Annotated in this window: 19 protein-coding genes; 7 read left to right on the forward strand and 12 right to left on the reverse strand. The window is 66.4% G+C overall.

Annotated elements, in window-relative coordinates:
• Positions 1–164 precede the first annotated feature (164 nt).
• Positions 165–1,028: a helix-turn-helix domain-containing protein gene (locus tag ACIPXZ_RS05545; RefSeq protein WP_400591184.1), complete on the forward strand. Its 864-nt coding sequence runs from the start codon at positions 165–167 to the stop codon at positions 1,026–1,028.
• A gap of 56 nt (positions 1,029–1,084) precedes the next feature.
• Here the strand turns inward: ACIPXZ_RS05545 and mscL are convergent, their stop codons facing one another.
• Positions 1,085–1,525, reverse strand: coding sequence for a large conductance mechanosensitive channel protein MscL (mscL, locus tag ACIPXZ_RS05550; RefSeq protein ID WP_400591923.1), 441 nt, complete (start codon positions 1,523–1,525; stop codon positions 1,085–1,087).
• Positions 1,526–1,798: 273 nt separating this feature from the next.
• On the opposite strand from mscL, the gene ACIPXZ_RS05555 reads away from it, so the two are divergent.
• The gene (locus ACIPXZ_RS05555; protein WP_400591185.1) at positions 1,799–2,821 is read left to right on the forward strand and encodes a GlxA family transcriptional regulator; all 1,023 of its coding nucleotides are present in this window, start codon (positions 1,799–1,801) and stop codon (positions 2,819–2,821) included.
• 537 nt (positions 2,822–3,358) lie between these two features.
• Positions 3,359–4,069 carry a hypothetical protein gene (locus ACIPXZ_RS05560; RefSeq protein ID WP_400591187.1) on the forward strand — a complete coding sequence of 237 codons (711 nt, stop codon included), beginning with the start codon at positions 3,359–3,361 and terminating at the stop codon, positions 4,067–4,069.
• Between the two features lie 343 nt (positions 4,070–4,412).
• Here ACIPXZ_RS05560 and ACIPXZ_RS05565 read toward each other — a convergent pair whose 3' ends face one another.
• Together ACIPXZ_RS05565 and ACIPXZ_RS05570 are read right to left on the reverse strand one after the other, a co-directional pair.
• Positions 4,413–5,357: a MauE/DoxX family redox-associated membrane protein gene (locus ACIPXZ_RS05565; protein ID WP_400591189.1), complete on the reverse strand. Its 945-nt coding sequence runs from the start codon at positions 5,355–5,357 to the stop codon at positions 4,413–4,415.
• Positions 5,354–5,959, reverse strand: coding sequence for a TetR/AcrR family transcriptional regulator (locus tag ACIPXZ_RS05570; protein WP_400591191.1), 606 nt, complete (start codon positions 5,957–5,959; stop codon positions 5,354–5,356). Before ACIPXZ_RS05570 ends, ACIPXZ_RS05565 begins: the two co-directional genes overlap by 4 nt.
• Positions 5,960–6,653: 694 nt before the next feature.
• Here ACIPXZ_RS05570 and ACIPXZ_RS05575 point away from each other — a divergent pair.
• Both ACIPXZ_RS05575 and ACIPXZ_RS05580 read left to right on the forward strand, forming a co-directional pair.
• Positions 6,654–7,388 carry a hypothetical protein gene (locus ACIPXZ_RS05575; protein WP_400591192.1) on the forward strand — a complete coding sequence of 245 codons (735 nt, stop codon included), beginning with the start codon at positions 6,654–6,656 and terminating at the stop codon, positions 7,386–7,388.
• Between the two features lie 137 nt (positions 7,389–7,525).
• Complete coding sequence (locus tag ACIPXZ_RS05580; RefSeq protein ID WP_400591194.1) at positions 7,526–7,831, forward strand: hypothetical protein; 306 nt, start codon at positions 7,526–7,528, stop codon at positions 7,829–7,831.
• Positions 7,832–8,115: 284 nt separating this feature from the next.
• On the opposite strand, the gene ACIPXZ_RS05585 is transcribed toward ACIPXZ_RS05580, so the two are convergent.
• From ACIPXZ_RS05585 to amiA, 7 genes are all read right to left on the reverse strand, one after another.
• Positions 8,116–9,798 carry an ATP-binding cassette domain-containing protein gene (locus ACIPXZ_RS05585; protein ID WP_400591196.1) on the reverse strand — a complete coding sequence of 561 codons (1,683 nt, stop codon included), beginning with the start codon at positions 9,796–9,798 and terminating at the stop codon, positions 8,116–8,118.
• Positions 9,795–11,534: an ATP-binding cassette domain-containing protein gene (locus tag ACIPXZ_RS05590; protein WP_400591198.1), complete on the reverse strand. Its 1,740-nt coding sequence runs from the start codon at positions 11,532–11,534 to the stop codon at positions 9,795–9,797. Before ACIPXZ_RS05590 ends, ACIPXZ_RS05585 begins: the two co-directional genes overlap by 4 nt.
• Positions 11,524–12,735 carry a hypothetical protein gene (locus tag ACIPXZ_RS05595; protein ID WP_400591200.1) on the reverse strand — a complete coding sequence of 404 codons (1,212 nt, stop codon included), beginning with the start codon at positions 12,733–12,735 and terminating at the stop codon, positions 11,524–11,526. The genes ACIPXZ_RS05590 and ACIPXZ_RS05595 overlap by 11 nt, the downstream gene beginning before the upstream one ends.
• A gap of 140 nt (positions 12,736–12,875) precedes the next feature.
• Positions 12,876–14,303, reverse strand: a complete 1,428-nt coding sequence (locus ACIPXZ_RS05600; RefSeq protein WP_400591202.1) for a YcaO-like family protein — start codon at positions 14,301–14,303, stop codon at positions 12,876–12,878.
• Positions 14,300–15,382 (reverse strand): CocE/NonD family hydrolase, encoded by a 1,083-nt coding sequence (locus tag ACIPXZ_RS05605; protein WP_400591204.1) that lies wholly within the window; start codon positions 15,380–15,382, stop codon positions 14,300–14,302. The genes ACIPXZ_RS05600 and ACIPXZ_RS05605 overlap by 4 nt, the downstream gene beginning before the upstream one ends.
• Positions 15,383–15,426: 44 nt before the next feature.
• A complete protein-coding gene (locus ACIPXZ_RS05610; protein WP_400591206.1) occupies positions 15,427–16,182 on the reverse strand; it encodes a hypothetical protein in 756 nt (251 codons plus the stop codon).
• A gap of 90 nt (positions 16,183–16,272) precedes the next feature.
• Positions 16,273–16,374, reverse strand: coding sequence for a streptamidine family RiPP (gene amiA / locus ACIPXZ_RS05615; protein WP_243874664.1), 102 nt, complete (start codon positions 16,372–16,374; stop codon positions 16,273–16,275).
• Between the two features lie 98 nt (positions 16,375–16,472).
• Here amiA and ACIPXZ_RS05620 point away from each other — a divergent pair, with 98 nt between their 5' ends.
• Positions 16,473–17,702, forward strand: a complete 1,230-nt coding sequence (locus tag ACIPXZ_RS05620) for a hypothetical protein (RefSeq protein ID WP_400591208.1) — start codon at positions 16,473–16,475, stop codon at positions 17,700–17,702.
• Positions 17,699–19,657, forward strand: coding sequence for a prolyl oligopeptidase family serine peptidase (locus ACIPXZ_RS05625; RefSeq protein WP_400591210.1), 1,959 nt, complete (start codon positions 17,699–17,701; stop codon positions 19,655–19,657). Before ACIPXZ_RS05620 ends, ACIPXZ_RS05625 begins: the two co-directional genes overlap by 4 nt.
• Here the strand turns inward: ACIPXZ_RS05625 and ACIPXZ_RS05630 are convergent.
• Both ACIPXZ_RS05630 and ACIPXZ_RS05635 read right to left on the reverse strand, forming a co-directional pair.
• On the reverse strand, positions 19,605–20,507 hold the full coding sequence (locus ACIPXZ_RS05630; RefSeq protein ID WP_400591212.1) for a class C sortase: 903 nt from the start codon (positions 20,505–20,507) through the stop codon (positions 19,605–19,607). The genes ACIPXZ_RS05625 and ACIPXZ_RS05630 overlap by 53 nt on opposite strands.
• A gap of 22 nt (positions 20,508–20,529) precedes the next feature.
• Positions 20,530–21,993 (reverse strand): SpaH/EbpB family LPXTG-anchored major pilin, encoded by a 1,464-nt coding sequence (locus ACIPXZ_RS05635; RefSeq protein WP_400591214.1) that lies wholly within the window; start codon positions 21,991–21,993, stop codon positions 20,530–20,532.
• Positions 21,994–22,013: the final 20 nt, after the last annotated feature.

The raw sequence follows: 22,013 nt of genomic DNA on the forward strand, positions 1-22,013 counted from the left end.
GGCTTTCAGGGTTCTCTTGAGCACCGCTGTGCTCACTATGTAAAACTAAGCTCATGCCGAGTAGAGATCACGGTTCTTTCGCGACACTTGATGGTGAGAATCAGACATCTTTGATCCGGAGCGTACGGTTCAATCCGGTCTCTCCAGCACGTACTCCTCTCGAGGTGACCACGGTCGAGCGCATCCGAAGACGAGGCGGCATCGCTGAGTTCGCAGCCCCACAACGCCCCGGATTCGAGCTGCTCATCGCGGTGGGTTCAGGAAGTGCCACCCACGAGGTCGACTTCAACCGATACACCGTGAATGCCCACGATGTCCTCTGGGTCCATACCGGCCAGGTCCAGCTTTGGGGCGACATCCGCCAAATTGAAGGAACCGTCGTGATGTTCAACCAGGATGCGCTCCCACCCGAGACCGCGGAACTGCTCCGCTCACTTAGAACGTCCACCCGAAACCACTGGGACGGCGCGGCCCATCCCGAAGGGCCATTCAGTCTGCTGCTCGCGGGACTCGTCAAGAGCACCATCCCCACGGCCAAGGGTCCCGTCTCACGGGCCCGGGAAGCCGCGACGGCGCATGCCCTCTCCGCCGCTCTCCTTCTCCTGAGCTGCGATGAACCGAATGACGAGGACCAACGTGCCGAGCCTCCCGAAGGGTTCACCTGGCTCATCGAGGAAATCGAGCGGAACTTCACTGCTCATCGAACGGTCGCATGGTATGCCCAGCGCTTGGGCTACTCGGAACGCACCTTGAACAGGTTCGCCCAGGCACACGCCGGGATAAGTACGAAAGAGATGATCGACCAGAGAACGATCCTCGAAGCGAAGCGGCTGCTTGTCCACGAACAGTCTTCCATCACAGAAATCGCAGCACGTCTGGGTTTCGACGATCCGGCCAACTTCTCCAAATACTTCCGGCACCGGGCTGGAACAAGCCCAGGCCGGTTCAGAGCAAACTCATCGGCCGGGATAAAGCCCGCGCAAAAATACGTGAAACCTGGCGCCCAGAACCATCGCTTGAGCCCCTGAACTGAAGCCGTCCGGTCCGGACGAAGGCCTACGCAATGACTTGTCGACGACCCGCGTTATTGGTCCGTGCTCGCCCGCAGTGCTCGTCGAGATCCGGGAGCCTGCTGGCTGAGCAGATCGCGGATCTGAATCAGGACATCCTGCTCCGTCAGCTCGGAAGGGACGTCCTCTACGACGGGAGCCTTGGCGGATTGACGATCCTTGACCCTCTTCATCGGCACTACAAGGAAGAAGTACACGACGAGCGCGACCGCAAGGAAGTTGATCGCAGCCGAGATGATCGCTCCGATGCCAAACTTCGCCGTGGCAAAGATTCCCGGGATATCAATTGTCCAAGCCGACAGGTCTCCAGAAGGAACAAAAGCTCCGATAAGAGGATTGATGAACGACTCAACGATCGCGGTGACGATTCCCGTAAAAGCAGCACCAATGACTACGGCGACAGCCAAGTCGATCACATTGCCCTGCATGATGAATTCCTTAAACCCCTTGATCACGAAGGGTATCCTCTCTCTGCCGCGTGCCGCCGCCTCCCTCAGCTCGACACCGTTCTGAAGTATCTTGTGGCGCTTGGTCATACACACCAAAGAGCAGGCGCTCTCACTGCTCAATCGATGGGTGACTGAAATGAGAACGCCCGCTCCGGCCAGACGCGTTGCACCAACTCCGCGCCCATGGACCGCTCGTTGCCGCGGCCCGACATCCAATTAGACGCGAGCCTCGAAGGTCACACCAGTGGCATGGAGGACATGTACCGATAACATTGCGCCGTGGACATCGCCATCCTTCTCCTGCCCGGCATGAGGACCTTCGAGGTGGCAGCTGCGCTCGAGGTATTCAACGGCGGCAGTCCCGAGGGCGAGCCGCCCCGACACAGGATTCGCATGGTCTCGTCCCAGGCCGAGGAAATCACCCTCGAGTACGAGTTCACCGTTGAGACTTCATCTCTGAAGACCGCCAAATCAGCTGAGATCCTCATCGTGCCCGGAGTCGTCAACATTGAGCGGCATCTAGCAGAGATCGATAACGGAACACACGAAGAGCTGATCGCTACAATCATGGATGCCCATTCCAGAGGAGCTACCGTCGTGTCCTTGTGCACCGGAGTATTTCTTCTGGCCGCTGCTGGGCTCCTGGACCACAAAGAGGCGACAACTCACTGGTATTGGACGGATCGCCTGCGTCAACCGCACCCCCATATACGGGTGCGCAGCAACGTCTTGTTCACGCATGACAGCCAACTACACGTCTGGACCTCGGCCGGGGTCTCGGCAGCCATCGATCTCTGCCTTGCGCTCCTTGCGGATGTCGAGGGAACCGTCGCGTCGATGGAATCTGCACGTGGCATGGTCGTCGCGGCCATCCGAACAGGCGGACAGAAACAGTTCATTCCGCCACGCCACGAGCTACAAGAACTGGTCGGAAGCGAGTACACAGACCTCCAAGACCTAGTCCGGCGCACCTTGGACCAACCATGGACCGTGAAGTCCATGGCAGCGGCGGCTCGACAAAGCCCCAGGACCCTCCAACGTCGCTTCAGCCGTGCCTTCGGCATGTCCCTCACCGAGTGGCTTGTCCGTGAACGAATCGCCACCGCCCAAGAGCTGCTGACCATGACAGATCTGCCAATCGACCAGATCGCACGCCGTGCAGGATTCCACAGTGCAGATCTTCTCCGAAAGCACTTCGCGACAGCCGTCGGCACCTCCCCCTCCCGACACAGAGAGTCCTTTCAGAACATCCTGCCTGAAGGACAGCAAACAGCGACCGGACGCAGATCCACAGCCACCTAGAGGAAACCACCCAAGAACACCAAGAGCCGCTTCCACAACACCCACAACCACCTTCACCGGCCAGGACCACGATCGGCACTCGCCCACTGAATTCAGCTTGTGGACGGCATGGCTCCAAAACACAGGGCAGAGTCAGCGGAATTCAGAAGGCTCAGAAGAGCCTCATCACCGTTTCGTCTCCGCCGCACTAGGTGTCCATTAGTTGCTGGATAATGGGCCGTTCTCCACCTGTGAGCCCAACGCGCTCCCCTTGCGCCAGAGCCGGGCATCTCTTGACCTCCCAAGTCCGACTCCTACCTACTCGCCGCACGCGGCGCTGGGGAAAGTGAACCCCGAATAAGAGACCGAACTGCCCGGCCCACGGTTTAGAACAATATGTGGATTAACACTACCGACGCGCTAATAGCTCGGATATTCTGAGCTGGCTTAGCGCAGCAGCTCCACTCATCTGGGTCGTTGCATCCGCCTCTTCTCGTCGCAGTCTCAACTCGACCGCGATCCATCACCGCATCACACATTGGGGTAAGAATGTTGAAGTTGAAGAAGAAATCCATCGCCACGACAGTGGCAACCCTTGCTCTCCTCCTCGCCGCTCCCATGATTCCCGCTCACGCGGGAACGACGCCTGGTTACGATAGCGCACAAGGTCGGACTATCTGCGGCGCGTACCAGGACGGAGGCACCGGCTACGGCTATAACTTTGAGAAGAACATCCCAATCTCCAGCGCAGGATGGGGACGACTTCTGGCGAACGACCCTTACGGCATCAAAGTCGGCGACAACATCTGGGCTAAGATTCATCCGACCCTCGGAAAGACCTTCCCTCTCAGCAACTGGTCGGGCACTAAAATGATCACGGAAATCGACCCCCGGTTCGGGCCCAGGCAAGTCCCTGCCTTCACGAACCTCGATACGGCCATGAACAACGCGACGTGCGGATCTACGTTCTACGTCGGGCCGCCCAAGGCTCTGCAGGTCAAGCCCACGGACCCGATCCCTCCCGCCGGCCACATGAAGGTCATTCAGGTCAGGACCAACGGCATCAGCTTCGTGGGCACCGACGGCGTCATGAAGGGCGCGGTGATGAACTTCCGAATCATGTCCGGGGCCTCCAAGACGTTCCTCAACGTCCATACCACCGGACCTAAGCTCGACCCAGGTCTGCAAGATGCCGCTCGATGGACCATGGAGATGCTGGCCGGCACAACCTGGGACGACTTTGCCTCAAGAATCGGCGCAGCACAGTAACAATCCACACTCCGTAGATGCTCGAGGGACCGGCTGCAACGATGACGCGGCCGGTCCCTCGGTTCCCAAGCGCCATGATGTCACCGAGGAGAGACGACCTCGGCCATGCTCGATAACCCTCCGACTAGCCAGACAGCCCGAGCTTGCTAGGTTCGCTTTGACGCAAGCGAAGCGAAGTCCGGGGCCTTCCTCTACCCACGCACGTCCACCGGCTTAGGCAAGTGCCAGCGATGCTGGTTGTTGACGGGGAGCACCGAGGGTTCCTCTGCACGAACTCGGGTTCGTGGGGTGTAGAGCAGATGGTGCGGGAGCGATCTTACGAGAACCTTCGAAGGCGTGCGGTTCAGGAGGCTGTGACGATGAGTTTCATGATCTCGTCTATTCCTTCCGCAGTTGGAGCCGCAAGGCGTCCAGTGCTGTCGAAAGCGAGGGCTGAGGGATAGGAGCGGATTCCAGAGGCGGCGCGTACCATACCTGAGACGTCCTCCCAGTCGTAGCTTGTTCCCGCTCCGACGGTCCGGATGTCGACGAGGGAACCGCGCCCGTGGGTGGCCGTCAGCGCGTGTAGCAGCGTTTCGCAGGCGTTGCATCCTTCTTTGACAAATATCAGGAGAAGGGGCTTTCTCTTTGCCTGCGCGATTCGGGCGGGTCGGATCCAGTCCCCGTCAGATGTGACCAGGCGGAGAGTTTCCGGAGAAAGGACGAGTACGTTTTCCCCGCTGGCGAGTTTCTGAGTCGAGGCCTCGTTGAGCTGGCGTCGTGGGGTTGTTCGTGCCCACCAGGTCACGGTCGTCGCGCCGAGGAGGAAAATCAGTGGTAGCGCAATGTTATCGGGGTCAAGCGCAACTCGAAGTGCTACCGAGCCCCCATCGGGGGCACCCAGGAGCAGATACGTCGCGCAGGCCAGAGAGATCGCGGCGAGGACTGCGTTCAGGGTCACTGTTCGTGCAGTTATCTGATGTGGGGTACCTCCGAAACATTCGCAGGATACCTGCGCAGACGCCATGAGAGGTCTGAGAGTGGCCAGACAAAAGGTAGCAAAAAGCACGGCGGCTATTCCCAGTGTGGCGGCGGCGAAAAGGGATGGTGCAAAGACGATGCAAGCCGCAAGCGCAACCTCTAGCCATGGCCAAACGCGGTCGAAGAGCCGCGACCGTGTCCACAAAGGAAGGTTGAGCACCAGCGCACTGCGAGCCGTCGCACCGGGCGAGAAGACTTTGGAGACACCACTGAGCACGAAGACGGCCGAGACCCATAGCGGGACCCATATTGCCAGTGTGACGCTCATGCGGGTGTGCTTTCGGGGAGTTCGTAGAGTGCGGTGAAGACACCGTCGATGGCGGTGAACATGTCAAGTGTTTCATCGGCAAGCCATTGCAGCTGCAGCCCGTCCATGGCGGCCAGGGCGATGCTGGCCGCAACGGCATGGGTGAGGCCTTGGCGGGGTACGGCTCCGCGGGTCTGTAGGTAGTGGGCAAGGTTCGTGCGCACGCGGTCGTAGCGTTCGGAGAAGAAGGTTCCGGCGGGATGCCCAGGGGTGCGGGCATGGCTGCTCATGGCGATGAAGAGTGAGACCAGGCCAGGATTCTTCATATTGTGCTGGAGCTGATATTCGAAGGCGAGGCGATCCTGGACAAGATCTCCCTGAATGGCGAAATCTTCGACCGCGATCGGGCCGCTGGCCTTTTGGAAGTCACGCGAGCGTAGGATCTCGACCAGCAGCTCTTCCAGGGAACCGAAATAGTAGAGGACCCCGCTGGGAGTGGTCCCACAACGGCGGGCCACTTCGCGAAGACTCGCCTGATTTCCCCGACCAGTGCCGAATACGGACAGTGCGACCCGGAGGATTTCCGCCCGTCTGGCCGCACCCTTGGGTGAAACAGCCCTCATCGCCAAGGCTCGGGGTGGCTACCGCTGGGCAACCGATGCGTCGAGGTGTCGACATAGGTGCGTTGGAGTTCATCAGGATCGAACCACTCCACTGGCACGTCGGTCTCCGGGAAATCAACTTTCGACGTGGACCCGTGAACGTCGAAACGCTTCTGCTCCAGGTTCCCGGGCCAACCGATGTAGTTACGTGTACCAATCACCATGTGGCCGGCAACGCTGACCGGATCTCCCACAGTGACAGCTGACTTGCCCACGATTGTTGATCTCGCTTCCTCATGGATCGCGGTTTCTCATGAAAAACCCCGATCAGAACCTCATAGTTGGGGTGGTTCGGGGCCGGCCGCCATTGGAAGGCACGACCGACCCCTTAACCTCCTCCGGTAACGCAGTCAGGAGTATGCGCTACCGGAGGACCCCATTACATGCCTAGCTCCTGCGCAACCATGGGCGTGGTCGAATGCACAAGGCTGGCATGCCTGGTCAGGCCCCTGTGAGACCCAGCCAGTGCCCGAATCCGAATCCGTGACATTCGATTCCGAGCGCTCACTCACTACCGAATCCTCATGGCTTCAAGCGGTAGCTGAATCTCATGTTAGCATTATTTGACCGATGATCAATATTTGATTTTCGTTGAACTTTAGGAGACGACGGAGCTGCCACGGGGGTAGCCCACGACGCAAAGAGGGGGACTTTCGTGTCCAGTGGAAATCGGAAGAACTTGATTCAGGGAGAAGGCCTGGGGAGGCGATCGGCGCTGAAAGCCGGCGCATGGTCCGTGCCGGTCGTCGCGGTGTCTGTGTCGGCGCCGGCTGCCGCCGCGTCGCCCGTGACGTCGCCGTGGAATTTGCAGGTTGAAGCGGTCTGCGGCGACGAGTCGTGGTTCCGTGAAGCGGCAGGCTTCCGCATCACGAACACGGGGAGCGAACCGATTCCGGCAGGAACCGTCTTCACGTGGACGCAGTTCCTGCACGTTGAGGGCAGCACGCTTGCTCCGCCGTGGGAGTACTCATCCCGGAGAAACTGGGCGGACAAGACCGTCATTAAGAATGAGCTGATCAGTGCGTCCTACATCACGGTCGGGCCGTGGAGCAAGTGGGTGGTTACTAACCCGAGCTTCGGGTACCGCTACGGCGACAAGAGCCGGACCGTCACCTACACGGTGGGGTCGCAAGGGCACCGCCAGGGCTACTCCATCTACATCGGCACGCGGGCAACCCGTTTGCGCCGGGGTTTCTGGATGTCCCTGGACTTCACCTCGGGCAACGGCGGTTCGATTACCGGGGATGAAAGTGCTCGCCTGGGCACTGGAGGCTGGCTCATCACCGGTTGCGAGGAGCAGGAAGACAACAAGGACACCCTGAGCCCGGCTGAACTGCAAGAAGCCGAAGAAGAAGCGGCCCGTATCACTGCCGGGACCACGGCACCCTGACCATGCAAGTTTGCAGCGAGAGTGCGTCCCGCCCCGCAACCGGGTAGGACGCACTCTACGTCTCGCCCACTAGACGCTCATTGCCTGCAGTAGCCACACTGACGCCGACCCGCAGGCAGCGAACTTTTCAGAGGACCATGAAAATCTTCTTTGCAGTACCCGAAACGTCCACCAGCGAACCACTACTTCTAGAGTCCGAGGCGGCGGACTACGCGATGGCCAAAGAACTCATGAGAGAAAAGATCCTCGACGAACTCGAAACCGCCTTCGGACCCCATGAAACACTCGATGACTACACATGGCCGGAACAGGGCTCCCGGCCCTGGCACGACCCACACGCTGCGCCCCAGGCAGCATCAAGTCGACGAAGAATGTGGTCGAGAATGTTGACCGTAGGTGAACAGCGCTCGGTGCACAGAAAATCCACCGTCGGCGACGACTGACTGACCCGTAATGTAGCTCGAGACCCGTGAGGCGACCTCGCTACCTGAAAGGACCGCGAGCTATCAGACAATGAGCCGTTGGCGGGCGAGTCGTGACTTAGAGCTTGCGTCGACATCGCCACTCGTGCAAGTTATCCGGCAGCTCGCGATTCGCGAGCGCGGACCATCGATGGTCGCAGCCCTCGTCTTCGAACTCTCCGCTGCACTCGGTGGACTTTCGAGCTACGAGAAGCTGCGGCCGGAACACAAGATGCCAACTTGCCCGTGAGGTCGCCGCCACCCCTCTATGACAGCGTCACCGTCCGTTCGCAGACGGCGAGAGTGCTCTCACGGTGCGACACCACGAGGACGGTGGTGTCCCCCGCGAGGCCGCGGACGACGTCGAGCAGCGCCTCTTCGGAGGGGCCGTCCAGACTCGCCGTGGTCTCGTCGAGAACCAGAAGCCTGGGCTTCAACAGCAGCGCCCGGGCGAGGCAGAAACGAGCCCGCTCGCCACCGGAGAGACTCGTGCCGTGCTCGCCGAGCACCGTCTCCACCCCGGAAACCCAGCGCGCGCCTTCAAGGGGCAAGCCCACCCGGATCAGCATCGCTTCGACGTCTTCCGCGGTCGCCTCCGGAACGGCCAGCCTCATGTTCTCCAGAACGGAACCGTGGAACGCCGGGGCGTCCTGTTCCACGAGGGTCACCATGCGGCGAAAGCTCGCCTCGTCCAAGGCGCGGATGTCCGCGCGCGAGCCGTCACACCCCTCCAGGGAGACCGTCCCGGAGTCCGGTGCCCAGAGCCGCAGGATCAAGCGGGCCAGGGTGGTCTTCCCCGCTCCCGAGCGGCCCCTGATCCCCACCACTTCCCCCGGCCGCACGGCCAGCGAGTAGGGACCGAGCCCGGCAGAACCGGCGTCGTGCCGGAATTCAAGGTCCTCCACCCTGAGACCCAACGGCCCGTCGGGAGCGAAATCCACCGGGTCCAGTGAAGCGGGCTCCTCCGGGGCGAGACGGATGCCCTCCAGAACACGGCGGGCGCTGGCACGGTGCGGCTGCAGCTGGCTCAGGGTCGCGGCGGCCTCCGCAACGGGCGCCAGAAGAGTCAGTGCACCCGCCACCAGACCGGGCACCCAGACCGGCTCCAGGCCTCGCGTCACAGCGGCCAGGAACACCGCCACCACCGTACCCAGTACGCACAGTTCTCTCAGCGAACCGGAGAGCGCCATCGTGGAAGCCAGGCGGCTCTGCATGGCGTCCACGACGGCGGCGCGCCCGGCCAGTTGCCGCTGGACCTGATCCTGCAGACCGAAACCGAGAATCTCCCGGGTGCCGGCCAGCAGATCCACCACGAGCGCCGAGAACTCCGCACGAGCGTCCTGCACAGCGGTCCCCAGAGCGGTTCCGCGTCTGAATCCCAGAAGGGTCACGCCGAAGAGCGCGAGGCTTCCCGCCAGCAGCGCCAGCGCCACGGCGGGCACGGTCGCCAGAAGAAGACCCACGCCCGTTCCGAGCAGCACGACCGTCCCGGCGAGCTGCGCCACGGTGTGCGCGTAGAAGAACTCAAGCTTCTCGACGTCCCCCATGGCGGTGGCGGCGAGTTTCCCGGTGTGCTGTCCCCGCTTCCGGGAGGGGACGCCGCGGCTGAACCCGTCGAACAGGGCCATGCGCAGCGACGCCAGGATGCGGTAGGCGATGCTGTGCGAGACGTCCATCTCGTGCCAGGTCAGCACCGTGCGCAACAGCACCGCCACGACCCCCGTCACCCACCAGCCGGCCGCCGCCACCTCATGGCGTACGACGGCGAGCGCCACCACGGAGGATCCGGTCACCGCGAGGGTCACGAGGGCCAGATTGTTCAGAAGCCCGACGACGGCGGTCCACGCCATGCCGGGCCACTCGCCGGAGAGATGACTCACCAGGGCCGACAGAGGCCGGTCCGAGCGGGAGGTGTTCCCGTCCCGCCGGTCGAGGGGTACGGCGCTCATCGAAGCGCTCCTTCCTGGTCTGCCGGGCGGGTGCCGGTCACGTGGAGTGCACCGTCTTCCAACTGGAGGACCGTTCCGGCCGCGGCAAGAGCCTCGGGACGGTGAGCGATCATGAGCACGATCCGGTCCCGCGCATACTCCTGCAGCCCGTCCAGGACCTCCTGGGCCAGAGCCGGGTTGAGAGCCGAGGTCGGTTCGTCCAGCAGCAGCACGGGCCGGTCCGCCAGGAGCGCCCTGGCCAGGGCGAGCCGCTGAAGCTGGCCTCCCGAGACGGACCCTCCGGCCTCGGAGAGCACGGTGTCCAGGCCGTCGGGCCATGCCCGGAGTTCCTCTCCCAGGCCGGCCTGACGCAGGGCCCGGAGCAGTTGCTCCTCCGGGGCCTCGGGGGCCACGGTCAGGAGATTTTCACGGATACTGCCTGGAAAAAGGTAGCTGCGCTGGGAGACGACTCCGAGTTCGGCTCGGAGCAGCGGGCGACCGTCCAGCAGGATCCGCCCGTCCTGAACCGGCAGGAATCCCAGCAGGAGGTCGAAGAGGGTGCTCTTGCCGACTCCGGAGGCCCCGGCCAGGGCCATGATGCCGCCCCGGTGGATCTCGGCACACGCACCGCGAAGCACCCAGGGGGCGTCCGAGGAGTAGCGGAAAGACAGCTCGTCCAAAACCAGGCGGCTGGGAACCAGACGCTCAGAGACCGGGCGGTCAGGCGCTGTTTCGGACGCCTCGGCGCCGCCCGCCGGCGAACGTCCTCCACTCGCGGCGTCGGCTCCGCTCGCCGCATCAATGCTGCTGAGAGCCGAGAGCCCAAGGTACCCCGCATGCCATTGGCGGGCCAGATCGCGGACAGGACGGAAGACCTCCGAGGAGAGCAGCAGCGTGAAGTAGACAACGGCGGCTCCGGCGACCCCCGCCGTCGGGCCCAGACCGAGAGCACTGAGCGACGCCAAAGCGGCCGCGGCGAGCAGACCCGCCTGGATGCCGAAATCGGTGAGCGCCGTGTCCGCGAGCGACACCCGCATGGTCGCGACCGTGGCACGGTGCAACTGGTCCGACCGGTCCTCCAGCCGGGCACGGACCCGGGGGACGGCATGCAGGATCTTCAACGCCCTCATGTTCTGCAGCGCCTCCAGGAAGTCGGCGCTGAGGGCTTCGTAGCTGTCCCAGTGCTGACGGCCGCGCCGGGCCAGCAGCCGGCCCCAGAGCCGGGGAGCCCCCACCGCCACCAGGACCGCCAGGGCCAGAGCCGCCGCCAGCCAAGGGTTGAGGAAGGCCAGGCCCAGCAGGAGCAGAGGGCAGAGGATCTGCAGTTGGATGGCGTGCGGGATGTACTGCCCCAGGTACAGGTCGACGCCGTCGACCCCTTCGGTGAGCGCCAGACGTCGCGCACCGCTCCGCTCAGAGGTGTCATGGAGCCGAGCGGGCATCAGGAGACGGTCCGCGAGATCCCGGCGGAGGTCCCTCCGGACCGCCGCCCCGAGCGAGGTTGCCAGCCGGCTGTGCAGCTGTGTCACCCCCAGCCGGATCACTCCGCAGAGCAGTACCGCCGCCAGCGGGAGCACCGCTGGATGGGTGGTGATGGCATCCTCGCGGATCGGAACCGTGAGCCCGGCCAAGGCCTGGGCCAGGAACCAAGCCTGAGCCCAATGGGTCATGGTCCCCAGGCACAGCACCGTGGTCACGGCGGCCAATCTGCCCCGGTGCCCCAGGCTCAGGGCGAGCAACCTCTTATCAACCAGCATGGCCGGATCCTTCCGTCTCTTCCGTGTTCCCCTGCCGTCCGGCTCGCGGCGGTCCCGTGCGAAAACCGAGGCCGTGCACGGTCCAGCGACCCTGCTCTTCGCCGGTCCAGCCGCCCACCGGCCGGAACTCCAGCGAAGGGGGCCCGAGGCTCTCCCCTGTGGCCCCAAGGCGGAGAGCACCGTAGAGCACATGGGCGGCCAGGGACGCCGCCCACCACATCTCGCGAGGCCCCGGCGGGCCGCCGGATTCGAAGAGCACGAGCCCGTCCAGCGTTCCGAGCCAGCCCTGTCCCGCGCAGCGGATCGCGAGACGCGGGTCCTTGAGCGTCGCCGCGTCCGCCGGATCGGCCCAGTCCAGCAGCACGCTTCGGCAACCGTCCGGGGTGCCGAACGGCACACTCAACCGCGCGGCGGCCAGCGACTCCCGGACTGTCCGGACAGCGGCGGACGGCTCCGAGCCCGAGTCCACGACGCCGGGAATCCCTGTCAGTGCCAGGCTTCTCCGTGAGCTCAGGGTCGCAGGATCGCAGCCGGGAATCCCTCGGTGCGGCCGCACCGTCGGCCCCGGCCGGTACCGGCCCGCCCAGTCGCGGACTCCGGCCACCAGGCGCGGGCTCCGCTCCGGGACCGCGCTGGGCCCGGCCTCGGAAATCCTCGCAGGAGAAGACGGGACCGGGTCCGGCAACAGACCCCCGAGCGAGAGGGCGGCAAGCACGAGCTCGGGGCCGGTGCCAGGCCACAGCTCCGGCCAGCAGCCGTAATCAGGCAGCGCGAACGCGGCGGCCAACGACGCGGGATCGTCTTGAAGCCATGCCGTGCCGATGCCGTGCCAGGCGGCGTGATGGGCGAGGGCGGCCACCGCATAGGCGGTGTCTGCGACCAGCAGGGGCAGGGCACGGTGGTGGTATTTCGCGGCGGTGCGCTGCGGCAGCACGCTGAGTCCGATGACGGCACCGGGCCCGGCTGCGGCACTCACTGGCCAAGAACTCCGGTTCCGGGACACCAGAACCCCACGTTCGGCGTCGAACGCGTAGAGGCCCGGCGGGACATCGCAACCGGTCCCGCACAGGGTGTGCACCTGCACCGGATAGCAGCCGCCCGCCGAGGGCACGGCCCGACGACGCACGCTTCCCGGCCGGCCGCTCAGAGGGTCCGGGTGGAAGCCGGAACTCCAGAACAGGGTCCGGATCATCGACAGCACGGGGAACGCCGTCGGCCCGGGCAATGGGGACTGCGGCGGGCCGGGCCATCGGTTCCCCCGCGGGCCGGGATGTTCCACCGGCCCTGGAACCTCGAGTGAGAAAGCACGCGCGAAGTGCTCCGCGGGATTCGTCTCCATGACTACATGTGCGGTGGCGGGACGAGAGTGAAATCGTCAGGGCCGTGCGGCGCCGTCGTGCGCCAGCCCCTCGCGAGCGCCGCGTCGGCGAAGCGCGGGCAGCCCAGGTAGGCGAACGCCGCCGGCGCGTTGGGCACCAGACCGCCGACGACGGCGCGCACCACCCGCAATCCGGTCGCGGCGACGTCGGAGGTGGTCAGGTCACGGAGGTGGACGGTGTGTCCGGCAGCGGCCAGGCGGCGCCGGACCTCCGGCATCGGTACCGTGTTCAGCTCGGCGACATCCACCAGCCCTCGTTCCGGTTCCATGAACCGGGCAGCCATCCCGTGCAGGCGGGGGTCGAGCCACAACTGCACGTGGGCGCCGAGATCGCGCACCGCGGAGCAGTGCTCACCCGCATCGTCCAGATAGGCACGGTCCGCGCGGTGGTCCAGGTACAGGCCTTTGGCCATCAGCCCTGCTTCGACCGCCTGGAAGACCCAGCCGTCGGCGTCCTGGCATCCCTGGGTGTAGATCCAGGTGTGAACCGCTTCGAGTACGGCCTTGCGGGCCGCCTCGGCGGGATCGTTCTTGCAGGCGAACCCGGCGGCGTACAGTCCGGTGTCGGGGTCGTGGACCAGGGCGGCCAGGCATGGGGCGAACTCGCTGGGCATCTCCACCACCCAGTACTCCAGACGGCAGCCGGCCATGTCCTGGACCAGGCCGGGTACCGACTCGGGTCGCACCCCGCGCACGGGCCCGCCCAGATGCCACCAGAGTTCCAAGGCGTCCCGCTCCACCGTCTCCAGGACGGCCCGGTCTGCGGCGTCCTGGAAGCCTTGCCCTGTGGCGATGCCGGCATAGTTGAGATGGTGGATCCGCGGCAGCTCGCGGAAGCGCCGCTGCCGCCAGTTCAGATAGACCAGGCTGGCCGGCAGCCAGTGCTCTTCGGCTTCGGGACCTGGAACTCCGCCAGGGCCCGGCGTGCCGGGGGACCCCGTGGTGCAGCGCACCCAGAGGGTGGGGACGTCGTCGTCGAGGTTCCGGTAGGGAAAGCCCGCACGGTCCGTCTGCCAGGCGGCGAATCGGGGCAGCGTGTCCAGCGGCGCGTGGCGCAGTCCGCGGGAGCGGAGTTCGGCCGCGGTCCCGAGGAAGTGGTCACCGTCGTCGAGCCCGGCCGGGATGAAATTCCCGCAGTAGCGCTCCATGCCTTCCGCGACGGCGGCGATCCAGGCCTGCCGTTCGTCACCGAAGGTGGTGCCCAGGGAGACCCTGTCGGCGGGCCAGTCGCCCAGCCACCGGGCATCCGACACCTCGGCCGTCATGGACGTGTAGGCGGGCGGCGCGTCCTCGGGTGTCAGGACGGAACGCACCCGCCGGATGATCCCGGTCTGCTCGTCCACCAGGGCGTGCAGGGGCAGTGTTCCGTCCGGCTGTGCGGTGATGCTCATGAGGTTCTGCTCTCGTGTGGGGTGTCGAGGGAGGCTTGCGAGGCGTGTGATTCCGGTTCGTGACGAAGCCGGGCCCGCTCGGTCCTGCGCCAGGCGAAGTGCCCGGGCCGGGTCTCCGTGAATTCCCGGGTCATGGGCACATCCGGGAGTGTCCGCGCCCAGTCCCGGATGCAGCCCAGCAGCCCGCCTTGGTCCCTGAGTGCCCGGGCCTCCTGCGGCCCCAGGTCCTTGGCAAGGCGGTGTCCCCACGGACCCCAGAGCAGTTCCGTCCGGCCCTGGGCCCAGGCGTCCGCCAGCCTGATGGTCTCCTCGGCGAAGAAGTCCTTGCGGCCTCCGATCACCAGCAGGGGTGTCCCGAGGTGGCCGTAGCGGGCGTGGAGATCGAGGGGCGGAGCCTCCCAGAGCCGATGCCACGCGGCGGCGGCACCCGGTCCGTGGACGCCTGGCCCGTGGACGGCGTCGTCCATGAGACCGAGCGGCCCATCCTGCCCCGCCCGAGCAACCAGGCCATCCAGTTCCGGGCCGCTGAGGCCCGGGCCCGATTCGCGACCGAAACCGTGCTGATGCCACCAGCCGATCCGGTCCCTGAACCGCGGATTGCCCTGGGGATCGTAGGCGGTCTCGAAGAGTCCGAGGGCCGGCACCATGGCGACGACCGCGGTCGGACGGGCCAAGCCCGGTGGCGAGCCCTCGGGCGTTTCCAAAGCCCGTACAGTCTCCAAAACCCGTGCCGTCTCTAAGGCGCAGTGCGCATCGTAGGACGCTCCGGCCAGCAGGAGCGGGCCGTGCAACAGCCCCCGTGCTTCCAGGTCCTGGACTGTGGCGGTGCCGTCGTCACCCTCGGTGGCGTAAGGAATCCAGTCCCCGGACGAACCGTAACGGCCACGGACGTCCTGCACCACGACGTCGAATCCGGCGCGGTTCCAGGACTCCGCCTGCGGACCGTAGTCGGCTTTGCCATAGGGGGTCCGAATGAGGACGGTTCCAGGGGAACCCTCCTTTCGTGCTTCGCTGCCGGCTTCACCCGCGGGAAAGTAGTCCGCGGCGAGCCGGCACCCATCGTCGAGGGTGACGGTCACCTCCCGCTGGGAAGCCGGGCGCCGGTGATGATCAGCGCTTCCATTCATCGTCGCCGCCCCGGGTACGGGGCTGGTTCGGGATAAGCGAGCACGGGGTGCTCACTGGCCAGCAGGGTGGCGGTGTCGAGACGCCAGAGTGTGCGTCGCAGGGTTTCCAGGACGGCGGTGCCGTGCTGCCACGCGGTGATCGTGGTGAGCAGACGGGCCAGGAACAGGGCGACGGCGGCCGGGGGAAGATCGCCGAGGGGATCGTCTTCGATGTCCTGCCGGGACAGCCAGGCTTCCAGTTCCGTGGCGGCGGGTGAGGCGGCCAGTCTGCGGCGGAGCACCTGGTGCGCGGGAGGGTCCGTGGCGTCGAGACGGAGCGGGTCGATGTAGAGGATCTCGCCCTCCCGGTAGCAGCGCAGCACCGCAGTGCCCGCGCGTGGAAGGTGGTCGAGACGTGAGCGGTCGCCGACGTCGGCGGAGAGGTGCACGATCAGTTTCGGAAGGGCTCGTTCGTCGTCGAGGGAGCCGAGGCCCAGGTGGTGCAGCCGCAGGGTGATGTCCCGTGTCAGGCTCTGCACGCCGCGGAGCAGCGTCTCGGAGGCCACGATGCCGAGGTCCGCACGCCCGTCCAGGGGTGTGGTGCGGCTGAGGCGGCGTGTTTCCAGTTCGGCGAGGATGCGGGCGTTCAGCATGGGGTCCGGCTCAGGGGTGTCATCGCCCTGGCCTGCCAGGCGCAGGAAGCTCCCGTCCCCGGCACGGACCGTCGTGCGCCCCAGGACCTCGAAGGCATCGATCGTCTGGCTCGTGGGCATGTTCCCTCTTCCCCTGCAATGGTTCACTCTGAGCCGGCGGCCGTGGCCTCCCGGGGGCGGGCTGCCGGCTGGCCCGCCCCCGGTCACGGCTCAGTCGAAGGGGTTCTCGACCAGGGCGTTCGAGTGGGTCGCCGAGAGGTGGGCGAGCTGTTCGGTCTCTTCGACATCAACCAGGACCTTGGTGTTCTCCATGGCTGGTCTCCTTTCGGTGTGGGTGAGCGCTGCCGTGTGGCAACATCGACAGGCTATCTTTAATGAGAATCATTCTCAAAATTAAGGAAAGATCCGCCATGACACAAGAGCTGCTCGTCGTCGCCGACCAGAAAGCCGGCACCATCCGCTTCCTGGAACCACACTCCGGAAAGGCCGTGGCCGGACTGGACCAGGTGGTCCTCGCGGAACACGCGGGCATCCTGGGGCTCGGCGGCGGGCTGTGCGCCTTCGTGGACGACGGCGGCGGTTCACTCATCGTGGTCGATCCGTTCCGCGAGCACGCCGGCCATGGACGGGCGGAGGTGCAGAGGATCCCCGTGGCCATCCCCGGCGAACACCTCGCCTGCGATCCCAGCGGCCGCTTCCTCGCCGTCACCACCGGCCTGGGCCTCTCCTGGGAGCCCTGGAGCGACCTGCTCACCGTGGTCGACCGGGAAGCGCCCGGCGGGCCGCTCTCCCGCCGGGTCCGCACGCGCCCCGGCGAGCCGGGTGTCGTGATCGCCGGAACCCCGGAGTCCCTGCGCGCCGTCGTCCGGCACCGCGAACCCGGCGCGATCGAGTCCCTGTCCCTGCAAGCGGTCCTGGACCAGGGCGTGCATTGCGCACCCCTGCGAGGAGAGCTCCTGGAGGAGTTTCCCGACGACGGGCATGGCGACGCCTACGACCCACTCAGCGGAACGCTCTTCGTGGCGACAGGCCGGGGCCTGGAACGTCTCGATGTCCGGAGCCCGCTCCCCCGGACCCTCCCTCCACTCCCCTGGCAGGCACCGGGCCGCGCCTACTTCCTCCGCTTCGACCCCCGGCGACGGATCCTGGTCGCCGTGCTGCGGGCAGGAGGCGACGAACCGCGCGCCTGGCCGTCCTGGAGCAACACTCTCTGGGTTCACGAGCTCGAAACAGGTGTCACCCGGACAGCCCCTCTGGGCGAGGGACTCATCTTCCGTTTCGCACTGACGGCCGGCGGAGTCGCGGTCGCACGGGTGCATCCGGACGGCGACCGGCTGAGCATTCTCGAAACGGACACCCTCGCCGTACGCGGCGACTGGGAACTTCCGGCCATGGACCACGCACCCCGGCCGGGCCACGAGCCCTGGGACGACGCGGACCGGCGGGCCATCGCAGCCTCCCCGTCATCCGAGCTCGTGGCCGTGACCCGGGGCGGGCATGGGGAGTTGCACCTCATCGACACCTCCCTGCCCGGTGCTCCGCTGCGCACGGTGCACACCGAGGGGCCATTGCACGACGGCGGTCATCTGGGCTGGCTCTCCACCGCCTCAGCGGTGCCCGGGGATACGGTGGGGCGGTGAGCGGGCAGAGTGCCATCCCAGGTTCCGGCCTTCCCGGTTCCGGGACAGCGCAGGAGCGTTTCAGGGAGCTCCTCCACCACTGGGACACCACACCGCGCCAGGGACTTCCGCAGATCGCGGGCGGACTCGCGGTGTTCCTCTGGCGAGGTCAGGGAGACGAGTTCCCGGCGCTCCACGCGGCCCCGGTCTCGGCGCTCCGGAGGGCCTGGGACATCCGGAACGGCGGTGCATCGGAGCCTTCGCCAGGCAGGCCGCTGCCCAGTCCGCGGAATGTCATGGTCCAGGGTTTCGCGCTCTCACCCCGCGGGGACCGGGTGGCCGCCCTGTTCAGCGACCCTGGAAGCGAACTCGCCGAGGTCTGGCTCCTGGCACCGGACACACCGCCCGGGCTCCTCCCGGGTGCCCACTCGTGGCACGCGGAACCGGTGTGGACCGGACCCGGGGCCGGCCCCGGAGTCGGACCCGGAGTCGGCCATGGGCTCAACCTCTGGGTCCTGGACGGCCGCCCCGGAGACCAGAGGATCGTGGGCTGGACACTGGATGGAGAGACGCCGGACGCGGAGATACCGAAGACCTCGCCCCACATTCTCCCCTTCCCGGAGGGCTTGCACGGCGAAACAGCAGGCCTGCGACTCGTCCTCTCTTCCGAACGGGGCACACTGCTGCTGCGGTCCCGGACTCCCGGCACGCCGGGCCAGAGCTGGGTTCATGACGGCACCTCCTGGACGCTCCTGGCCGACGCCCGTTCGAAGAATCCGGAGACCGGTGGCGCTTCGACGGACAATGCCCCCAGCGGGCGCGAGGCGGCGCTGCTGAACACCCTGGCGGGCACCGTCCGGGCCGTGGAGTACGACGACGCCACGTCAGTGGAACTGAACGGCGGACCGCTGCTGCGGCTGGGGGCGTCGGAGCAGCTCCGGGAGTTGTCCGTCAGCGCGGACTCAGCGGATGACGGACCCCCGGGAGACCAGCCCGGAGGAACGCTCTGGATCAGGACCGCATCCCCCGGACGCCCCTCGGCGGTCGCCTGCCTTCCGTTGGCAGATCCCCCGGAGACGGCTCTCCGCACGCCGGAAGAGTCCGGCGTCGCGCACTTGAGACTCCTGGCGCCGTCGGACGACGGCGCCGCGATCCCGCTGCTGCTCTCCGTCCGCAAGGCCGGGCTGACCCACGAGGGCCGGCCGCGACGGCCGGCCCCGCTCCTGCTGAGCTGCTACGGAGGCTTCGGAGTACGGCACCGGATCGAGCCGGAGCCGAGCGTTCCGGCCTGGCTGGAGAGCGGGGGCGTCTACGTCGCGGCTCAAGTGCGAGGGGGCGGGGAACTCGGACCTGCCTGGCACGAGGCCGGACGGGGCCGTCACAAGGAACGCACCGTACGGGATCTCCTCGCGGTGGCGCGCTTCCTTGTGGCGGCTGGCTGGACCACCCCGGCCCGGACCGTGGCGGTTGGGGCTTCGCACGGCGGATTCGTCGTCACCGCTGCCACCCTCCTGCAACCCTCGGCCTTCGGCGGCGTGATCGCCGTGGCACCACTGCTGGACACCGTGGATCTGGAACGGCACGGCCTCGGCCGGCAATGGCTCCACGAGTTCGGCGCCGACGGCGAGTGCTCCCCGGGGCTTCGCGCCGCCACCTCGCCTCTGCATCTGCTCCGCCGTTCCTCCCGGCTCGACCGCTCCCCTGCCCTGCTCTGCTGCGTCATGGGGCGGGACGAACGGGTCGACAACGACGCGGCGCAGGAGTTCACCGAGCTGTACCGGAGCCGTGGCGGCCAGGCCTGGCTGTACCGGGAGGAGACGGGCGGGCATGCACAGCGGCAGGCGAGTGACGTGCTGGACTTCTCCGCCACGGTACTGGCATTCGCCGAGGCCGTGGCCGGGCGGGAGCACGACGCGTCCACACTCAGCGCGTCCGGGCTCGGAGACGTGCCCCCACCACCCCGAGGCTCGTCCTGATGGCCCGCGGAAACCCCGGGAACAACAGTGCGGCGGCTCCCGCGGCGCCCGCGAGGAAAAGGGCTGCCCACCAGGGGAAGCCCGGTTCCTTGCCCTCCCCCGCCATCCGCACTTCGGAAGGAGCCACATCCTTGCCCGGATCGATCCGAGTCGCCTGAACCAACAGGCGGTGCGAATTGACCCCTATCGGGGTGCAGGTCAGGAGCGTGACCCGGTCCTCTCCGTCTTCGACGGACAGCGCGCTGATATCGCGCGGCTCCACCGTGCGGATCCGGTCCACCCGATAGCGCAGGAGAGACCCGAGCACGTTCAGGGTGAAGACATCCCCTTCGCGCGCCTCATGCAGCCGGTCGAAGAGCGGAGCATTGATATAGCCCGAGTGTGCGGTCAAAACGCTGTGCGTCCGGACACCGCCCACCGGAAGGCTGCTGCCGAACAGGTGCCCCACGCCGTGCGCCAGGGTGTCCGCCGAGGTCCCGTGGAGAATCGGCAGATCGATGCCGAGCCGTTCATAACGGAGCCGGCCCATCACGCCGCCGTCGCCCACCGCCAGCTGCCGCTGGTAGCCGGACTGATCCTGCGCAGCCGCCGGGGAGTACGGATCCCGGAGCTGCCCGCCGGGTAGGGCGCTGTTGTACGCCCGGGCGTTCGCCAGAAGCTCCTTCTGACGGGCGTCCGGCAGCTGCCGGACCGCCTGGGCATAGCCGGAGATCTGCGTATTGTGCCCGATGGTGGAGAACCACTCCGCGGCACTCGGATAAAGGAGCAGTCCGAGTCCCAGGAGGGCGCAGAGGAAGATGGCGATCGGCCCTGTCGGCCGTCGCCCACCGCCTCCCCTGCGCCCTGGCATCGGGTCTGCCGCTCGTCCCGGGTCAGCGCCCGGCATCCGCCCGGCGCTTGCGCACCGCCACGGCCACGCAGGCACCGGCCAGCAGCAGCGCGCCACCCACGTAGAGCAGCCCGGTTCCGACGCCACCGGTGAGCGGCAGTTCGAAACCTGCGTTGTGCGGGACGTTCTTGACACTGATGGTGACCTTGGCGGGATCATCGCCGGTCACGTCCACCTTCACCGGCTCGGCCAGCAGCTCATAGCCATCCGGGGATTTGGTCTCCACGAGCCAGTACGAACGCCACCGGGGGTCGCCCGGCTGCAGTTCCTCGCCGTCGGCGAAGTTGGAGCACCTCAGTCCTGCGATGTCCACTCGCCCGTTCTCAGCAGTGGTCCATTCGGAGACACCATTGATCTCGACCGCGTCACGCTGCGCGCGGGCGTCCGCCTCGGAGACGAAGACCTGGAACGCGGCACCAGCCAGGCGCTTCCCGGCGTCACCGGCGTCGGCCTTCTCCAGAACGATCCGCCCCCATTTGGTCTCCACCGCAGGCGGGACGATCGGGCCGCCGGGCTCACCCGGCTTGTGGTCGAAGCTGGGGCGGTTCGGGTAGACGATCGCCTCGTTCTCGATCTCACCGGTGGAGTTGGCCGCGGTCTTGATGACCACCTCCACTCGGGCGGCGGTGGCATTGTCCACCAGGATTTTGCGCCCAGCCTCGGTGAACTCCACGGTGACGGTGTTACTGCTCTTGTCGAAGGAGACCGTGTAGTCCTGGCCCTCCGCGATGGCGGCACCGTTGCTGAGCCGGATTGCGGTGGAGACGTGATCGAGGCGGGTGTCCAGCGGGTCGACGATCTTGTAGCCGTCCAGCTCCTTGACCCTCGGAATATCGGCGCGGATGGTGAATTCGACCTCATCGCCCAGCTTGACGCCCGGGGAGTCCTTCACCGACTTCTCGGCCGTGATCACGGCGTTCTTCGGGTAGACGTGCACATCGTAGAGCCAGTGGTCACGATCCGTCGGATGGGTGAGGGGCAGTGTGACGAGGAACGGCTTGGACGGCGTCACCCCGGCAGGCGCGCTGCTTTCGCTCACAAGGTAAAGACCCAGCGGAAGACCGCTGAAGACGGCGACGCCGTCGGTGCCTGTGGTCAGCGTCCGGCCGGGTTTCTCGGTACGGCTCTTGGCCTCGTCGGCGCTCAGCGCCGCCGCCTCCGCCCAGCCGGCGTTGGTGGTCAGGTCGATCCCCTGGACCTTCTGAACGGTGAAACCGACGCCCGGCATCGGCTTCAGGCCGGCGGTGTCCCGGGGCAGACCGTCAGCGGCCTCCCCGAACTCCTCCGGCTGCTCGAACTTGTGAATCGTCAGGGTCGAGGTGGCCCCGGGGTCGAGATCGACCAGCGGCGCGGCCTGCGCCGGGGCGACACTCAGCGCGAACAGCGCCGCTCCCACCGCGGTCGCGATCGCGGCACGCACAGCGCGCCCTCTCATGGCGAGTGACATGAATCTCCTTCTATTTCGGG

This window comes from Arthrobacter sp. NPDC090010 (genome assembly GCF_044748305.1).
Classification (GTDB): Bacteria; Actinomycetota; Actinomycetes; order Actinomycetales; family Micrococcaceae; genus Arthrobacter_E.

What these genes read in the sequence shown, in the direction of transcription:
- ACIPXZ_RS05585 (WP_400591196.1), bottom strand. Translation starts at nt 9,798, where the DNA reads ATGAGCGCCGTACCCCTCGACCGGCGGGACGGGAACACCTCCCGCTCG.
- ACIPXZ_RS05600 (WP_400591202.1), bottom strand. Translation starts at nt 14,303, where the DNA reads ATGAGCATCACCGCACAGCCGGACGGAACACTGCCCCTGCACGCCCTG.
- ACIPXZ_RS05635 (WP_400591214.1), bottom strand. Translation starts at nt 21,993, where the DNA reads ATGTCACTCGCCATGAGAGGGCGCGCTGTGCGTGCCGCGATCGCGACC.
- ACIPXZ_RS05580 (WP_400591194.1), top strand. Translation starts at nt 7,526, where the DNA reads ATGAAAATCTTCTTTGCAGTACCCGAAACGTCCACCAGCGAACCACTA.
- ACIPXZ_RS05565 (WP_400591189.1), bottom strand. Translation starts at nt 5,357, where the DNA reads ATGAGCGTCACACTGGCAATATGGGTCCCGCTATGGGTCTCGGCCGTC.
- amiA (WP_243874664.1), bottom strand. Translation starts at nt 16,374, where the DNA reads ATGGAGAACACCAAGGTCCTGGTTGATGTCGAAGAGACCGAACAGCTC.
- ACIPXZ_RS05620 (WP_400591208.1), top strand. Translation starts at nt 16,473, where the DNA reads ATGACACAAGAGCTGCTCGTCGTCGCCGACCAGAAAGCCGGCACCATC.
- ACIPXZ_RS05570 (WP_400591191.1), bottom strand. Translation starts at nt 5,959, where the DNA reads ATGAGGGCTGTTTCACCCAAGGGTGCGGCCAGACGGGCGGAAATCCTC.
- ACIPXZ_RS05630 (WP_400591212.1), bottom strand. Translation starts at nt 20,507, where the DNA reads ATGCCAGGGCGCAGGGGAGGCGGTGGGCGACGGCCGACAGGGCCGATC.
- ACIPXZ_RS05590 (WP_400591198.1), bottom strand. Translation starts at nt 11,534, where the DNA reads ATGCTGGTTGATAAGAGGTTGCTCGCCCTGAGCCTGGGGCACCGGGGC.
- ACIPXZ_RS05610 (WP_400591206.1), bottom strand. Translation starts at nt 16,182, where the DNA reads ATGCCCACGAGCCAGACGATCGATGCCTTCGAGGTCCTGGGGCGCACG.